Annotated in this window: 15 protein-coding genes and 2 tRNA genes; 14 read left to right on the top strand and 3 right to left on the bottom strand. The window is 30.0% G+C overall.

What is annotated here, in order from left to right; all coding sequences use genetic code 11:
• Window positions 1-40 precede the first annotated feature (40 nt).
• Both ACMFBB_RS15850 and ACMFBB_RS15845 read right to left on the bottom strand, forming a co-directional pair.
• Window positions 41-1,414 carry a T9SS type A sorting domain-containing protein gene (locus tag ACMFBB_RS15850; protein WP_435261714.1) on the bottom strand — a complete coding sequence of 458 codons (1,374 nt, stop codon included), beginning with the start codon at window positions 1,412-1,414 and terminating at the stop codon, window positions 41-43.
• Window positions 1,415-1,745: 331 nt separating this feature from the next.
• Complete coding sequence (locus ACMFBB_RS15845) at window positions 1,746-2,207, bottom strand: hypothetical protein (RefSeq protein WP_435261713.1); 462 nt, start codon at window positions 2,205-2,207, stop codon at window positions 1,746-1,748.
• A gap of 209 nt (window positions 2,208-2,416) precedes the next feature.
• Between ACMFBB_RS15845 and ACMFBB_RS15840 the strand changes: the two genes are divergently transcribed.
• From ACMFBB_RS15840 to ACMFBB_RS15780, 13 genes are all read left to right on the top strand, one after another.
• Window positions 2,417-3,340: a DUF58 domain-containing protein gene (locus ACMFBB_RS15840; protein WP_435261712.1), complete on the top strand. Its 924-nt coding sequence runs from the start codon at window positions 2,417-2,419 to the stop codon at window positions 3,338-3,340.
• A 55-nt stretch (window positions 3,341-3,395) separates the two neighbouring features.
• Window positions 3,396-3,469 (top strand) — tRNA-Asp (locus ACMFBB_RS15835).
• A 92-nt stretch (window positions 3,470-3,561) separates the two neighbouring features.
• Window positions 3,562-3,635 (top strand) — tRNA-Asp (locus ACMFBB_RS15830).
• A 248-nt stretch (window positions 3,636-3,883) separates the two neighbouring features.
• Window positions 3,884-4,708, top strand: coding sequence for a prephenate dehydratase (locus ACMFBB_RS15825; protein ID WP_435261711.1), 825 nt, complete (start codon window positions 3,884-3,886; stop codon window positions 4,706-4,708).
• Window positions 4,705-5,847, top strand: coding sequence for a pyridoxal phosphate-dependent aminotransferase (locus ACMFBB_RS15820; RefSeq protein ID WP_435261710.1), 1,143 nt, complete (start codon window positions 4,705-4,707; stop codon window positions 5,845-5,847). The genes ACMFBB_RS15825 and ACMFBB_RS15820 overlap by 4 nt, the downstream gene beginning before the upstream one ends.
• Window position 5,848: 1 nt before the next feature.
• Window positions 5,849-6,697: a prephenate dehydrogenase gene (locus tag ACMFBB_RS15815; protein WP_435261709.1), complete on the top strand. Its 849-nt coding sequence runs from the start codon at window positions 5,849-5,851 to the stop codon at window positions 6,695-6,697.
• 20 nt (window positions 6,698-6,717) lie between these two features.
• The gene (locus ACMFBB_RS15810; RefSeq protein ID WP_435261708.1) at window positions 6,718-7,800 is read left to right on the top strand and encodes a chorismate mutase; all 1,083 of its coding nucleotides are present in this window, start codon (window positions 6,718-6,720) and stop codon (window positions 7,798-7,800) included.
• Window positions 7,801-7,810: 10 nt separating this feature from the next.
• Window positions 7,811-8,659, top strand: coding sequence for a DUF5995 family protein (locus ACMFBB_RS15805; protein WP_435261707.1), 849 nt, complete (start codon window positions 7,811-7,813; stop codon window positions 8,657-8,659).
• A 38-nt stretch (window positions 8,660-8,697) separates the two neighbouring features.
• Entirely contained in the window at window positions 8,698-9,639 is a 942-nt protein-coding gene (gene rsgA, locus ACMFBB_RS15800; protein WP_435261706.1) for a ribosome small subunit-dependent GTPase A, read from the top strand.
• 7 nt (window positions 9,640-9,646) lie between these two features.
• Entirely contained in the window at window positions 9,647-10,099 is a 453-nt protein-coding gene (gene dtd, locus ACMFBB_RS15795; protein ID WP_435261705.1) for a D-aminoacyl-tRNA deacylase, read from the top strand.
• Between the two features lie 10 nt (window positions 10,100-10,109).
• Window positions 10,110-10,757: a TatD family hydrolase gene (locus tag ACMFBB_RS15790; RefSeq protein WP_435261704.1), complete on the top strand. Its 648-nt coding sequence runs from the start codon at window positions 10,110-10,112 to the stop codon at window positions 10,755-10,757.
• Window positions 10,754-11,470 (top strand): tRNA threonylcarbamoyladenosine dehydratase, encoded by a 717-nt coding sequence (locus tag ACMFBB_RS15785; RefSeq protein WP_435261703.1) that lies wholly within the window; start codon window positions 10,754-10,756, stop codon window positions 11,468-11,470. The genes ACMFBB_RS15790 and ACMFBB_RS15785 overlap by 4 nt, the downstream gene beginning before the upstream one ends.
• A gap of 68 nt (window positions 11,471-11,538) precedes the next feature.
• Window positions 11,539-12,183, top strand: coding sequence for a YceI family protein (locus ACMFBB_RS15780; RefSeq protein ID WP_435261702.1), 645 nt, complete (start codon window positions 11,539-11,541; stop codon window positions 12,181-12,183).
• A 49-nt stretch (window positions 12,184-12,232) separates the two neighbouring features.
• Here ACMFBB_RS15780 and lipB read toward each other — a convergent pair whose 3' ends face one another.
• The gene (gene lipB, locus ACMFBB_RS15775; protein WP_435261701.1) at window positions 12,233-12,934 is read right to left on the bottom strand and encodes a lipoyl(octanoyl) transferase LipB; all 702 of its coding nucleotides are present in this window, start codon (window positions 12,932-12,934) and stop codon (window positions 12,233-12,235) included.
• Window positions 12,935-13,002: 68 nt separating this feature from the next.
• On the opposite strand from lipB, the gene ACMFBB_RS15770 reads away from it, so the two are divergent.
• Window positions 13,003-16,278, top strand: a complete 3,276-nt coding sequence (locus tag ACMFBB_RS15770) for a reprolysin-like metallopeptidase (RefSeq protein WP_435261700.1) — start codon at window positions 13,003-13,005, stop codon at window positions 16,276-16,278.
• The last annotated feature ends 32 nt before the right edge of the window (window positions 16,279-16,310 follow it).

Raw genomic sequence — 16,310 nt, 5'->3', positions numbered from 1 at the left:
TACTATTTATTTATTCAAAGAACTATTTTTTACAATAGTCTTAATTTTTTACTACTCGTTTTATAACTGATTTGTTATTTTTTAATTGTATTCTTACCAAATACATTCCTTTTCTTAAAGACGAAAGGTCAATTCTTTCATTTTTAGTTTCTAAAATTTTATCTCCAGAAAAACTTAATAATTGAACATTTTCGATATCCTTAGTATTTGATTTAACTTGTAAAACTTCTTTAACAGGATTTGGTCCAACTTTGATATTATCAAAACTTAAACTAGAAGTTGAATCATCACAACCATAACATCTTACACTATAAAAAGCATTACAATCTTTCCACCAACATCCTTCACTCTCAGCATAATAAACACTATCTACAATAATGCATGCAAGATTCGGATTACCAGTTGTACTAAAAGATGATAACATGTGATTTGAACCATTCTTAATATTCAAACTGTATAAATCATTATTGTAACAAAATAAATCTGTTAAAGCTGAGTTCTCAGAAACATTTAGTTGTCTTAAATTATTGTTATAACAATACAACAGAGTTAAAGATTTTGCTCCAGCAACATCCAATCTAGACAATTTATTATCGTAACAATACAAATCTGTTAAGACTGCATTCTTAGAAACATCTAAAGTTTTTATATTGTTATTATAACAGTATAGTAATTCTAAAGATTTTGCCCCTTTAACATTCAATTCTACTAATTCATTATTATAACAATATAAATCTGTTAATAGTGAATTATTAGTTACATTTAAATTTCCAATTTTATTATTATAACAATATAATAACTCTAGTGATTTTGCTCCAGACACATTAAGATTCTTAATACTGTTATTGTAACAATAAAGATATTTTAATTTTGCATTATTAGAAGCATTAATTGATGTTAGTTTGTTGTCATAACAATAAAGCATTTCTAATGACTTTGCTCCAGATATATCAAGCTCTTTTATATTGTTGTTATCACAATATAAATACACTAGTTTTTCATTTTTAGAAACATTTAGACTTGTTATTCTATTGTTATAACAGTACAAATCAGTTAGTAAAATGTTATTGGTAACATTAATACTTTCAAGTTTGTTATCATAACAGAACAAACCTGTTAATGCAGTGTTTTTTGATAAGTCTAAACTAGTTAAATCATTGTTATAACACCAAATTTCACTTAAATTAGTAAAGAACTCAATACCAGTAAGGTCTTTAATTTTTTTATTTTGGCAATAAATAACACCACAGAAATTATTTGCTTCAGTAATCTGAATTTCAGAATCTCCATTTGTATTAATTTCTGAATTGGATAATAAATAGGTTTTAAAATTATTATCAGGAATATTTACGTTTTGCGCACACAAAACACCCAAATTAAGTAATAAGAAAAAGAAAAAGTAATTTTTTTTCATTGTTAAGCGGTTTAAATTATTTTAAGGGCGCAAGTTGGGATTTATCCAAATAAAAAAAAATACCCAATAACCATTAAATAAACCTAAGCAAAAACCCTGATAAAAATCAGGAGTTGAACTGACTATAAAACGTACTGTTATTCGCTAAAAAATAATTCCAAATAAAAACTAACTGTTTTATCAAATATTTAAATATTCTATACACCTATGATTAAATTAAATAACACTGTGCAATAAAAAACATGTTATATACAAGAATAACTGACATTAAAAATACTTCATCCTTCGTTGACTTAAAATAAAAAAACAACATCTTGTTTAAGTATACCTACTACCAAAATCTAAAACTCATAGATAGGAAAGTATGTTCTAGTTTATTATTATGAAATTCTACTCCTCCTTTTAAATGTATGCTTTCTGATAAACCCAGACTAGTGTTATTTTTACTACAACACTTAAAATTAGCTGAGCACATTACAAACTCAGCATTTGCACTATTTTTTATCTCTTTACAATAATCTAGGAATTTCAATTTATTATTAGAATCCCAAGAACCATTTATAAACCTAAACAACTTAATATAAGTATACTTATTTAACTTTTTATTCTCTTCATAAGTAGTATCATGAAAAGAAAAATTTTCAACATTTTGAATATCATTAACTCTGTTAATTTTCACTTCTGAATTAGCTAATAAATTCTCATTAAAATTTACACCTAAAACTTTTACGTTTTGCGCACACAACATATATAAATTAAAAAACAGTGGTACGAAAAAGTATTTTTTTTTCATTATTACGATTTAAATTATTTTGAGGGCGCAAGATGCTATTTGTACAAAAAAAATAAAACACCCAATAACCAGTATCTTTAACTAATGCAAACCCCTAATAAAATTCAGTAAAAAACCGATTGTAGCTTCTCTTTGTATACAAGAAAACAAATTCTATCAAATAAGATTTTTTTGGTTTATATCAAGTCTTTTTAGTATTTTCGATAGCTATGATTGATTTAAACAACTCTCTTTCTTCAGAAATAAAAAACCTTGAGCTACATGCTAGGCAAGTAGTAGAAGGCTTTATAACAGGAATGCATAAAAGTCCTTTTCATGGTTTTTCTGTAGAATTCTCTGAACATAAATTATACAATAAAGGAGAAAGCACTCGGCATATAGATTGGAAACTTTTTGCAAAAACAGAAAAACTATACACTAAAAAATATGAAGAAGAAACAAATTTAAGATGTCATATCATTATAGATAATTCAGCATCTATGCACTACCCAATTATTGATAAACAAACTATCGGTAACCTTAATAAGGTAGGTTTTTCAGCAGTTGCTTCAGCATGTTTAATGGAAATTTTAAAAAAACAACGTGATGCAGTAGGGTTAAGCATCTATTCTGATAAATATGAATACTATGCTCCTGAAAAAGGAAGTGAACGACATAGAAAAATGATTTTAAATCAATTAGAAAAAACAATCATCTCAAAATCAAAAGCTTCTACCAAAACTTACGAATATTTACATGAGATAGCAGAAAAAATTCATAGAAGATCTTTAATTTTTTTGTTTACTGACATGTTTCAAGTAACTAAAGATAATGAGGAACTTTTTGATGCTCTTAGGCATTTAAAACATAATAAACACGAAGTTATTTTATTTCACACCTACGATAAAGAGTTAGAATTTTCATTCAATTTTGGAAATTCACCTAAAAAATTTATTGATGTTGAAACTGGGGAAGAAATAAATTTATACGCTGAAAACGTTCAACAAAAGTATACTGAATTAACCAATGTTTTTTTTAAAAAACTAAAAAACAAATGCTTACAATACAAAATAGATTATATCCCTGTAAACATACATGAAGGCTATAATGATATACTTATGTCATATCTCATTAGCCGTCAAAAAATTTTATAGATTATTCCTTTTTTAATTAAAATAAAGTTATATATTTGCATCCGCTTAACGCAACGGTCTGGTAGTTCAGCTGGTTAGAATACATGCCTGTCACGCATGGGGTCGCGGGTTCGAGTCCCGTCCAGACCGCGAAAAGTTTCTCTTACTTAAAAAGAGATGTTCTTTATAAAATACTTGTAAATTTCAGAAGTAATTCTATATTTGCAATCGCTTTAAGCAACGGTCTGGTAGTTCAGCTGGTTAGAATACATGCCTGTCACGCATGGGGTCGCGGGTTCGAGTCCCGTCCAGACCGCAAAACCTTCTCAATTTTTATTGAGAAGGTTTTTTTTTGAAAAAAAGTTTGGTTATGTAAAATTAATTTCTAAGATTTGTGACGTACAAAATAAAACACAAAGAATGTTACAAAATGTATGGCAAGGTTTCTTTTTTTTCTTTTACTATTTTAGTAAGAGCAGAGACTTTATACCATATATTTAACTAACAAAAAAATATTATAACCATAAAGTCTCGATAACATCGAGGCTTTTTTTTTACACTAAAATGAAAAAAATAGCCATTCAAGGAGCCGAAGGTTCTAATCATCATAAAGTAGCTCGAGATTTTTACGGGGAAAATGTTCAGTTAGAAGAATGTTTATCTTTTGACAAACTTGTGGAGTGTTTATTAAATAAAACATCTGAAAAAGCTGTTATGGCTATAGAAAACACAATTGCAGGTTCTATCATACCTAATTACGCTTTAATAGACTCTAACAATTTACATATTAGCGGGGAAGAATACTTAAACATCCATCATCATTTAATGGCTTTGCCTGGTCAAAAAATTGAGGAAATTAAAGAAGTATGCTCTCATCCAATGGCTTTGTTACAATGTAAGGAGTTTTTTAAAAAACATCCTAATATAAGATTAGTTGAAGATGTAGATACTGCTGAAGTTGCTAAGCGTATTGCTAAAAAACAATTAAAGGGTGTTGCTGCAATTGCTCCTAAATTAGCTGCTGAAATTTTTGGTTTAGAGGTTTTAGAAGATGAGATACAAACCATGAAAGACAACTCTACAAGGTTTGTAATTATCCAAACTGAAAAACCAAACAATGGTATTGACCAAATAAACAAAGCTTCTTTCAAGTTTCAACTAGATCATAAAAGAGGAAGTTTAGCAACCATCCTAAACGTATTAAGTGATTGTAAAATGAATTTAACAAAAATACAGTCGCTTCCGGTTATAGAATCACCTTGGAAATATTCATTCTTTGTTGATGTAACCTTTGATAGTTATAAAGATTATGAAAAAGCAATTGCAATTATAGAAATAATGGCAGAAGAATTTAAAGTTTTAGGAGCTTATAAAAACGGAAGAAAATGATCCAATCAGCAAAAAGATTAAAAACTGTACAAGAATACTACTTCTCAAAAAAATTAAAAGAAGTAAGACAATTAGCATCTGAAGGAAATCCTATAATAAATATGGGCATCGGTAGTCCTGATTTACAACCGCCCAATACTGTAATAAAAGCAATTCAAGATAGTCTAACTGATGTAGGTGCTCATAAATACCAAAGCTACCAAGGCTTACCTGAATTCAGAAGCGCTGTTGCTAATTTTTATAAAAACAAATACAATGTTATTATAAATCCTGACAGCGAAATTCTACCTTTAATGGGAAGCAAAGAGGGAATTATGCATATTTCTTTAGCATTTTTAAATCAGGATGATCAAGTTTTAATTCCAAATCCGGGTTACCCTACTTACAGTTCAGTTACCAAATTAGTAGGAGCCAAATCAGTTTTTTACGAATTAGACGCAGCAAATGATTGGCAACCTAATTTCGAGGAGTTAGAAAAACTCGACTTAACTAATGTAAAATTAATGTGGGTGAATTATCCGCATATGCCTACAGGCACGAAAGCATTAACAAAAACATATGAACAATTAATTGAATTCGGAAAGAAACATCACATCATAATTGTAAATGACAATCCATATAGCTTCATATTAAACGATACTCCAAAAAGTATTTTACAAATTAAAGGAGCTAAAGACATAGCCCTTGAATTAAACTCTTTAAGTAAATCATACAATATGGCTGGTTGGAGAGTTGGTAAATTAATTGGTAGTCAACATTTTTTAAATGAAGTTTTAAAAGTAAAAACTCAAATGGATTCTGGTATGTTTTATGGTATTCAAAAAGGAGCTATAAAAGCACTAGAATTAGACAATACATGGTTTAAAGAACAAAATAAAATATACCATTCTCGACAAAAACTAATTTTCAAAATAGCTGATATTTTAGGTTGCACTTATGATAAAAACACTTCAGGAATGTTTGTCTGGGCTAAATTACCTGAAGGTCAAGAATCAGAAAAAACAGTAGATAATTTACTACACAACAAACATATTTTTGTTGCCCCAGGAACTATTTTTGGAAGCCAAGGCGAGGGATACATTCGATTTTCGTTATGTGTTCCTGAAGAAAAGATTAAAGAAGCAATAACTAGATTTTAAAATGAATGTATTTGTAATAGGATTAGGGTTAATAGGTGGAAGTTTAGCACTGGATATTCAACATGAACTTAATGAAGTAATTATTTACGGAATAGATACAAATGAAGAGCATTTAAACCAAGCTTTAAAAATTGGAATTATTCAGAAAAAAGCTACGTTTAACGATTTAAAGAATGCCGACATTGTTATAATCTCAGTACCTGTAGACGCTTCTCTTAAATTAACTCCGAAAGTATTAGATGAAATTTCAGACAATACTTTAGTCATGGATGTAGGCTCCACCAAAGAAGATGTTTGTGAAATCATAAAAAACCACCCTAAAAGAAGAAATTTTTTAGCCACACACCCAATAGCAGGTACAGAATTTTCCGGCCCAAAAGCAGCTCTTAAAAACCTATACAGAGGCAAAACAAATATTATTTGTGAAGTAGAAAAAACTGCTTTTAAACTTCAGGAAAAAGCATTAGACATCTTCTCAAAAATTGGAATGCGTATTCGTTATATGGATCCCAAATCGCATGATAAACATATTGCTTATGTATCTCATTTGTCACATATAAGCTCTTTCATGCTTGGAAAAACAGTAATTGAAAAAGAAAAAAATGAACGAGATATTTTTGACATGGCTGGAAGTGGATTTGCTTCAACGGTTCGTTTGGCTAAAAGCTCACCAGCAATGTGGGCTCCAATTTTTGAACAAAATAAAACCAATGTTATTGAAACTTTAGAAGAATACATTCAAAATCTACAACAGTTTAAAGAACTCATGCTTAAAGATAATTTTGCAGAAATTTATCAAGAAATGGAAAACACAAATCATATAAAACAAATTTTAAACGGCATAAACTAAAAGCCACAACAACTAATAAAATGGAAAATACAAAAGAACTAAAAACATGGTTGGATGATATGAACCTTACTCATCCTCTAGTGATAGCACAACCTTGTAGTGCAGAAACCGAAGATCAGGTTTTAAAAATCGCACATGAATTAAAAGATTCTGATGTAAACTACTACCGTGCCGGAATTTGGAAACCAAGAACAAGACCAGGTAATTTTGAAGGCGTAGGAGCTTTAGGTTTGAAATGGCTACAAAAAGTAAAAGAAGAAACAGGAATGAAAACCTGTACCGAAGTAGCTAATGCAGCTCACGTAAAACTTGCCTTAGAACATGACATAGATTTACTTTGGATCGGTGCTCGTTCAACAGTTAGTCCGTTTATTATGCAAGAAATTGCTGATGCATTGAAAGGTACCGACAAAATAGTTTTAGTAAAAAACCCTGTTAATCCCGATTTAGCTTTGTGGTTAGGCGGAATAGAGCGATTATACTCAGCTGGAATTAAAAAACTAGGAGCTATCCATAGAGGTTTTTCTACCTATGAAAAATCAAAATATAGAAATATTCCTGAATGGCAATTAGCTATTGAATTCCAACACAGATTTCCAGACTTACCTTTAATCTGCGACCCATCACATATTACCGGAAAAAGAGATATGGTTTTTGATGTTTCTCAAACTGCTTTAGATTTAAACTTTGATGGTTTAATGATAGAAACACATATTGACCCTGACAATGCTTGGAGCGATGCTGCTCAGCAAGTAACTCCTAATACTTTAAAGCAAATGATGATTGACCTACGTGTTAGAAAAGAAACAACTACCGATCAAACCTATAGAGAATCTCTTGATAATTTAAGAGCTCAAATAAATATTACCGACAATCAATTAATTGACATGCTTGGAAAAAGAATGACAATTGCTGATAAAATTGGTGAATTAAAAAAGGAAAAGAATGTAGCCGTGCTTCAATCTAAACGATGGAATGAAATTTTAGGCAACATGATATTAGAAGGAGAGCGAAGAGGCCTGAGCGAAGAATTTGTTTTAAAAATGTTTAAAGCTATTCACCAAGAAAGTATCAATCACCAAGAAAAAATCATTAAAGGATAAAATCTATTTAATGTTAATAAATGCTGGAAGGTTGCTCAAAAAAGCAACCTTTTTTATTCATCCTAATTTTTGTAATTTCAACACTACCAAACTTGTATTCATAATGCCTCCAATTGAAACTATTGATGATGTAATTGACACATTACAAAATATTATTGAAGATACCATTAAAAACGAAAGCACTCTAGGTTACTTTGCTGCTCTATACCTGAAAGTAACTAAAGAAGTTAAACAAGGTATTTTAGAAAACTTCTTTGAAGATGGAAAACGAATGGAAAAATTAGACGTTATTTTTGCCAAAAGATATATTTCAGCATATTATAATCATAAAGAAAATAAATCGATAAGTCAATCATGGGAAAAAACATTTAATATTTCCACAAAATACTGGCCTATTGTTTTACAGCACTTACTAATGGGGATGAATGCACATATAAATTTAGATTTAGGCATTGCTGCAGCCCAGGTCTGTGAGGGAAAATCAATAAACAGCCTTAAAAATGATTTTGATAAAATAAATGTAATTTTATCTTCTTTGGTAAATAATATAGAACAAAACTTAAGCTCTATTTGGCCTTTTTTAAAAAAAGTGCTAAAGTTCACTAATAAAATTGACAGTTTTTTAATTAATTTTAGCATGAAATTAGCTAGAGATGGCGCATGGAATTTCGCTGTAAAACTTTCCTCTAATTCAAAAGATAACCAATCTATAATAATTAAAGCTAGAGATCAAAAAATTGCAGACAAAACATCATTAATTATAAAACCTGGACTAATTCCTGAAGTTATATTTATGGTTGTTAGACTCGGAGAACAAGGCTCAATCACTAAAAAAATAGACGATTTACTTCAAAAATAACTTTATTTACATTCATTTTTTATTCTCATCTTTGTTGTATGATTGGAACGGTTTACAAATCTACAGGAAGTTGGTATTGGGTAAAATCTGAAGGAACTTTACACAAATGTAGAATTAAAGGAAAGTTTAGGATGAAAGGTATTAAAAGTACGAATCCTATCTCAGTGGGTGACATTGTTGAATTTGATTTAGAAGCTAAAACAGATGATGAAACTGGTGTAATTTCTGAAATTAAAGAGCGAACCAATTACATTGTTAGAAAGTCAGTGAATTTGTCAAAGCAAACTCACGTAATTGCAGCAAATATTGATCAAGTATTTTTACTAATTACAATAGATAACCCTCCTACCTTCACTACTTTTATAGATCGCTTTTTAGTTACTGCAGAAGCGTACTCAATAAATGTTGTTTTAGTATTTAATAAAATAGATGCTTATCAAATAGATCAGAAAGCTGAAATCTTATATTTAAAAGATATATATGAAGCTATAGGCTATAAGTGCATTGAAGTATCTGCTAAAGAAAATAAAAATATAGACCTAATAAAAGAGTTAATGCTTGACAAAGTTAGCATGTTCGCAGGTCACTCCGGAGTTGGAAAAACAACTTTAGTAAATGCTATTGAACCTGATTTAAATTTGAAAACAAAGGAAATATCTGAACAACACAAACAAGGCCAACATACGACTACTTTTGCTGAAATGTTTGACCTTAGTTTTAACGCTAGAATTATTGATACTCCAGGTATAAAAGGATTTGGAGTTGTTGATATAGACAAATACGAGCTAGGTGATTATTTTCCTGAATTTTTCGCATTAAAACAAAATTGTAAATTTAACAACTGTATCCATATTAACGAACCTAAATGTGCTGTAAAGGAAGCTTTAGAAAACGATGAAGTTTCATGGTCTCGCTATAAAAGCTACTTACAAATTTTAGAAGGAGAAGAAGAAAGTTACCGAACAGATATTTGGAAATAGATTATCAATGAAAGCAATAATACAAAGAGTTTCAAGAGCTAGTGTTACTATTAATAACGAAAAAGTTGCCAATATTAAAAATGGTCTTCTTATCTTGTTAGGTATAGTTAATGAAGATACTTCTGACGACATTAACTGGCTGTCAAAAAAAATATGCAACCTTCGAATTTTTAATGATAACGAAGGTATTATGAATAAATCTATCCTAAACAACCAAGGAGATATTATTATTGTTAGCCAATTCACTTTACATGCCTCTACAAAAAAAGGAAATCGCCCAAGCTATATAAAAGCAGCCAAACCTTCTATCGCAATTCCTTTGTATGAAGCATTCATTAAGCAAGTGGAAACTGACTTAAATAAAAAAGTGCAAACTGGAAAATTTGGAGCTGATATGAAAGTTGAATTACTGAATGACGGACCTGTAACTATCATTATAGATTCTAAAAACAAAGAGTAAAAGTAATTTTATGAATTTTATTGATATTCATACACACTCACCCCAACAGTTTCCCAAAACTTTATCGATAATAAATACCTACCCCAATAACAGTACCCCTGAAAATTCTCCGTTTTCTGTAGGTATTCATCCTTGGCATATTTCAAAAGGCAACCTTGAATTAGATTTTAAAAACGTAGAAAAAAAAATTAAAGTAAAAAATTGTTTAGCAATTGGTGAATGTGGATTAGATAAATTATCGAGTACAAGCTACGACCTCCAAATAAGTGTTTTTAAGAAACATGTTTTGTTATCAGAAAAATATAATAAACCTTTAATTATTCATTGTGTAAAGGCTTTTAACGATATTATTCATCTAAAAAAAGCTTACAAAACGAAGCAACAATGGATTATACATGGTTTTAATAAAAATAAACAAATAGCTACTGACTTAATAAAAAATAATATTAATATTTCAATTGGTGCTAGCATTTTAAAAAACAATAAACTTCAGAATACAATAAAAGGAATACCTGAAGAATACATATTTTTAGAAACTGATGACTCTAATGAATCTATTAAAAACATTTATAATAAATTTGCTGAGCTAAAAGAGAAAGATTTAACCTTAGTTAAACAGAGAATAACAGAAAATTTTAATAGAACATTTATTGTATGAGTTGGTTAGAGCGCACTGAACTATTAGTGCAACAAGAAGGATTGGAAAAAATAAAAAAAGCAAACATTTTAATTGTTGGCTTAGGAGGTGTAGGTTCATTTGCTGCCGAGTTTATTGCAAGAGCTGGAGTACAAAAAATGACAATTGTTGATGGTGATGTATTTGATGAAACAAATATTAACAGACAATTACCAGCACTAAACAGTACAATAGGTAAATCTAAAGCAAAAACCGTTGCTCAAAGACTTCAAGATATTAATCCTGATATTGAACTTACCGTATTTGAAGAATTTCTTTCACCTGAAAGAGCTTTTGAAATTGTAGATAGTAAGTATAATTATGTATTAGACTGTATTGATAGCATAACACCTAAACTTAATTTGATAATTGCTGCTAAAAGGAAAAAAGTAAAACTAATTAGCTCAATGGGTGCTGGAGGAAAATTAGATGCTTCAAAAATTAAAATTAAAGATATTAGTAAAACTAAGCACTGTACAATGGCCAGAGTTTTAAGAAAACGCTTAAAAGAACACAATATTGACAAAGGCATAAGAGCCGTATACTCTGAAGAAATGCAAAGGTCAAATAGTTTAAAACTTACTGATGGAACTAATTATAAAAAATCTTTTTATGGTACCATTAGTTATATGCCCGCTGCATTTGGATTGCAAGCAGCATCTTATATAATTAACAAATTAATAACTAAAAAATAATCTCCACGGAAAATATTTTTTATTTACATTTGTTCTAAATTAGAAATTCAATAATTAAAACCAATATTATGAAAAAATCAATTTTAGCTATTGCTTTTATAGCATTAACTGTTGTTTCATGTAAAAATGATAAGAAAAAAGCAGCTACAGGAGAAGAAGTAGCAGATGTTAAAAAAGTAGAAAATGTAATAAATTCTTACAAAGCAAATATTGTTGAATCTGTTGTAGCCTGGAAAGGAAACAAACCGACTGGATCACACAATGGTGTTTTAAAAATCCAAAATGGAATTTTCGATATAGAAAATGGAACATTAAAAGCTGGAGAGTTTACCATTGATATGAATACCATTACATGTACTGATATAGAAGCAAGAGATGATAAAGAAAAATTAGAAGGTCATTTAAAAGCTTCTGATTTTTTTGATGTTGAAAAATTCCCAACTGCTAAATTTGTAATAGCTAGTTCAGAAAAAAAGGATGGAAAATTACATGTTACAGGTAATTTGACTTTAAAAGATGTTATTAAAAGTATTACTATTCCTGTAACTATATCTGAAGACGGTGATTCAGCTACGTTAAAAAGTGAAACTTTTAGTGTTGATAGAACTGAGTTTGGTGTTACTTACAGCTCAAAGAAATTTGACGCTGCATTAAAGGATAAATTCATTAATGACTTAATGGAAATATCATTTGATATTAAAGCTAAAAAATAATAATTATTTATAATTTTAAAAAAAAGAGGTTGTTAATCAACCTCTTTTTTTATTTTATGAACTCTTTAACTTCAAACAATAATTTAAAATGTTTTAATATTTTTTCTTTTACTAGTTCTTCAGAAACTTTTTTACCAAGTTCTACTTCCATTGAAGTAACAGCTTTACCTCTTATTCCGCATGGAATAATATTATCAAAATAGCCAAGGTTAGCATTTACATTAAGTGCAAAACCATGCATCGTAACCCACCTACTTGCTCGTATTCCCATAGCACAAATTTTTCTTGCAAATGGGGTTCCTACATCTATCCACACCCCAGTTTCACCCTTGCTCCTTTCACTTTTAATACCATATTCAGCTAATGTTAAAATAATTGCCTCCTCCAATAATCGTAAATATTTATGAATATCAGTAAAAAAATTCTCCAAATCTAATATAGGGTATCCTACAATTTGACCAGGACCATGATAGGTAATATCTCCACCTCTATTAATCTTGTAAAATGTAGCCCCTTTTTCTTTTAATTGGTTTTCATTTAATAACAGATTATTAAAATCTCCAGATTTTCCTAGAGTGTATACATGAGGATGCTCTACAAATAGAAAATAATTTGGAGTTACTATATCAACAGCCCCCCCCCTTCTTTCTCTTTTTAATGCAACAATTTCGTTTAATAATTGTGTTTGTAAATCCCAAGTTTCCTTGTAATCTTTTATTAACAAATCTTTTACATGTATGTTTTTATTCATATTTTCGTTACTTAACCCCATCTTCTATTAAGAAATTCATTTTTTCTAAACTTTAAATAATATAACAAATGAAAAAAATAACCCTTTTATTACTCTTGTTGTCATTAGTTACTATTTCTAATGCACAAAATTACTGGAAAAAAATTGAATCCGATCACCAAAGAAGTAAATCAGAACAATATCAACGTAAAAACTCCCCAAAAAAATATCATATTTTTTCTTTAGACATAGTTAGTTTCTCTTCTCATCTAAACTCTAGATCAAAGAATAACTCAAATATTATAGAGCTCCCTAACGTTCATGGTAAAACCTCTAAATATCAAGTAACTGAATCTTCTAATTTTGAAGATGGCCTTGCAAAAAAATTTCCATCAATAAAATCTTACTCTGCCAAAGGTATTGATGATCCTTCAGCTACTGCTAAAATAAGTATTGGCTCAGATGGAGTTCACGTTATGATAACTTCTGGTATATATAGTACACAATATATCGATCCACACACAAAAAACAATAAAACCTACATTTCATATAGAAGAGAACATTTAAATAAAAATGAAGATAATTTTGAATGTAAAGTTAAGGAGATAGAAAAACAGCCTTTATCTTTTATTAAAACCTCAGCAAGGAACGCCAATGATGGCAAATTGAGAACCTATAGATTAGCTTTAGCTTGTAGTGGAGAATACGCTCAATTTCATTTAAGTAGGCAAGGAGTATCGACTACCGCTACTGAACAAGTCAAAAAAACAGCTGTTTTATCTGCTTTGAACACCTCTATAACAAGAATTAATTCGATTTATGAAAGAGATTTATCAGTGAAAATGATTATTGTCGCTAACAATGATGAAGTAATTTTTTTAGACAAAGAAACTGACCCTATTACTGATGGAAACCCTAATTTAATGATTGATGAAGTTCAATCTGTATGTGATAATAAAATAGGGAATGCTAATTATGATATTGGTCATATATTTAGTATTGGTGGTGACGGCTTAGCTGGTCTTGGAGTAGTTTGTATATCTGGAGAAAAAGCAAAAGGTGTTACAGGTCGTCCTGCACCTATTGGAGACCCCTATGATGTAGATTTTGTAGCCCATGAAATGGGACATCAGTTTGGTGCTAATCATACTCAAAACAATAGCTGTCAAAGAGCTACTGCAACTGCAGTAGAACCTGGAAGTGGCTCTACAATTATGGGGTATGCTGGTATTTGTTTTCCTAATGTACAAGATAATAGTGATGATCATTTTCATTCGGTTAATATTGCTGAAATGTGGAGTACAATTCAAAGAACAGCCTCGTGTGCAACAACAACCAATACAGGTAATAATCCTCCTACAGCAAATGCTGGTGTTGATGTTAGTATACCAAAATCTACCCCTTTTGTGTTAAAAGGAATAGCTACCGACGCTGATGGTACTTCAAGTTTAACCTATAACTGGGAACAAATTAATAATGAAATTGCAATAATGCCACCAGTTGGAACCAACACAGCTGAACCATTATTTAGATCATTACCTTCTAAAACTTCTCCTGATAGATATTTCCCTAAATTGGAGAATGTAATCAATAAAACAACTTCTCCATGGGAGGTATTACCCTCTGTAGCTAGAGAAATGGATTTTTCACTGACAGTTAGAGATAATAACCCAGGAGGTGGGGCAAGTGCCAGAGATGATATTAAAATAACAGTTACTGATGCAAATCCTTTTACTGTAACTGCTCCTAGTAGTTCTGTTACTTGGGATTCTGGATCATCACAAACTATTACTTGGAATAAATCTACAACTGACCAAGCTCCAATTAATTGTGCCAATGTTCGCATTAAACTTTCATTAGATGGTGGAGTTACCTTCCCTATTACTTTGATAGAAAGCACTCCTAATGATGGATCTCAAAGTATTTCAATTCCTAATAACCCTACTAACAAAGCAAGAATACTAGTTGAAGCTATTGGAAATGTTTTTTATAATGTTAATTCTACAAACTTTACAATTGTTTCTACCATACCTACTTTTGTCTTTTCTAGTACTACAAGTACCAATTCGATTTGTAACAATACTAATGATACTGTAAATTATACACTAAATTTAGATTTCATAAATGGTTTTAATGAAACTGTATCTTTCAGTACTAAAAATTTACCTAGTGGTGCATCTGTTTCATTTTCTCCTGCTACAATTAACAAAAGTGGCGATATAACTATGACAATAGGTGGACTAAATGGAACTAGCCCTAAAAAATATAATATAACTGCCGTTGGTACTTCAACTTCTTTGGTCCAAAATACAAGTGTTAATTTAACAGTGTTTGATTCAACATTTTCTAAAATAAACACGAATCAACCCAATAACGATAGTGTTGGCATTGACATAACCCCTACACTAACATGGGAGGAAGACTCAAATGCATCCATCTACAATTTGGTAATGGCTACCGACGCCAGCTTTACTAACATAATTATAGATACAAATACTTCAACAAATCTTTATTCGTTAAAACAACCATTAACAGGTAGTACTAAATACTATTGGAAAGTTAAACCTAAAAATGACTGTGGTGATGGTATTTTTTCAGATGTTTCAGTCTTTACAACTTTAGCTCCTTCTTATTGTTCATCTACGTTCACTGATGAATCTGGCGGCACCGAGCATATAACCAATGTCACTTTTAATACAATTAATAACAACTCCGGTAATGACACTATTGACGGATATGAAGATTTCACAGACATTTCAACTACAGTAAAAAAAGGTGAAACTTACCCTATAAGTGTAACTTTTGATACTGGTGGATATCAAGACCATTGTTATGTTTTTATTGACTGGAATCAAGATTACAAATTTGACAATGTTACTGAAAGATATGATTTAGGAAGCAAAGTAGAAGATGTGGATACCGCCACATTTAACATTAAAGTTCCTGACAATGCTACAGCTGGAACCACTAGGATGAGAGTTTTAATTGAATATGATTCTCCTACTAACAACTATGGAGAAGGAGCTTGTGACTCAGACCATAAAACGGAATGGGGTGAAACCGAAGATTATAACATAAAAATTGACGAAACCGCTTCAACTGATGAAGTTTCATTTAATAATTTTAATTTATTTCCTAACCCATCAAATGGGAGGTTTAAGTTAACTTTTGAAACAAAAACACAAGATCAAGTTTCTGTAAAATTATTTGATATTAGAGGAAGATTAGTAGAATCTAAAACCTACTCTACCCCTTCTTTAATCTTTTCTGAAGAATTATTATTTAATTCTTTTAATAGTGGTATGTATTTACTACAAATTAAAAATGGCGGTTCACAAACTACCAAGAAATTAATAATTAAGTAGTTTATAATCATAAAATATAAAGGCGAGCACAA

The organism is Tenacibaculum sp. nBUS_03 (assembly GCF_051201695.1).
In the GTDB taxonomy this organism is placed as follows: Bacteria; Bacteroidota; Bacteroidia; order Flavobacteriales; family Flavobacteriaceae; genus Polaribacter.
Note: the sequence above shows the minus strand (reverse complement) of the source record. Positions and strands in the feature narration are given on the sequence as shown.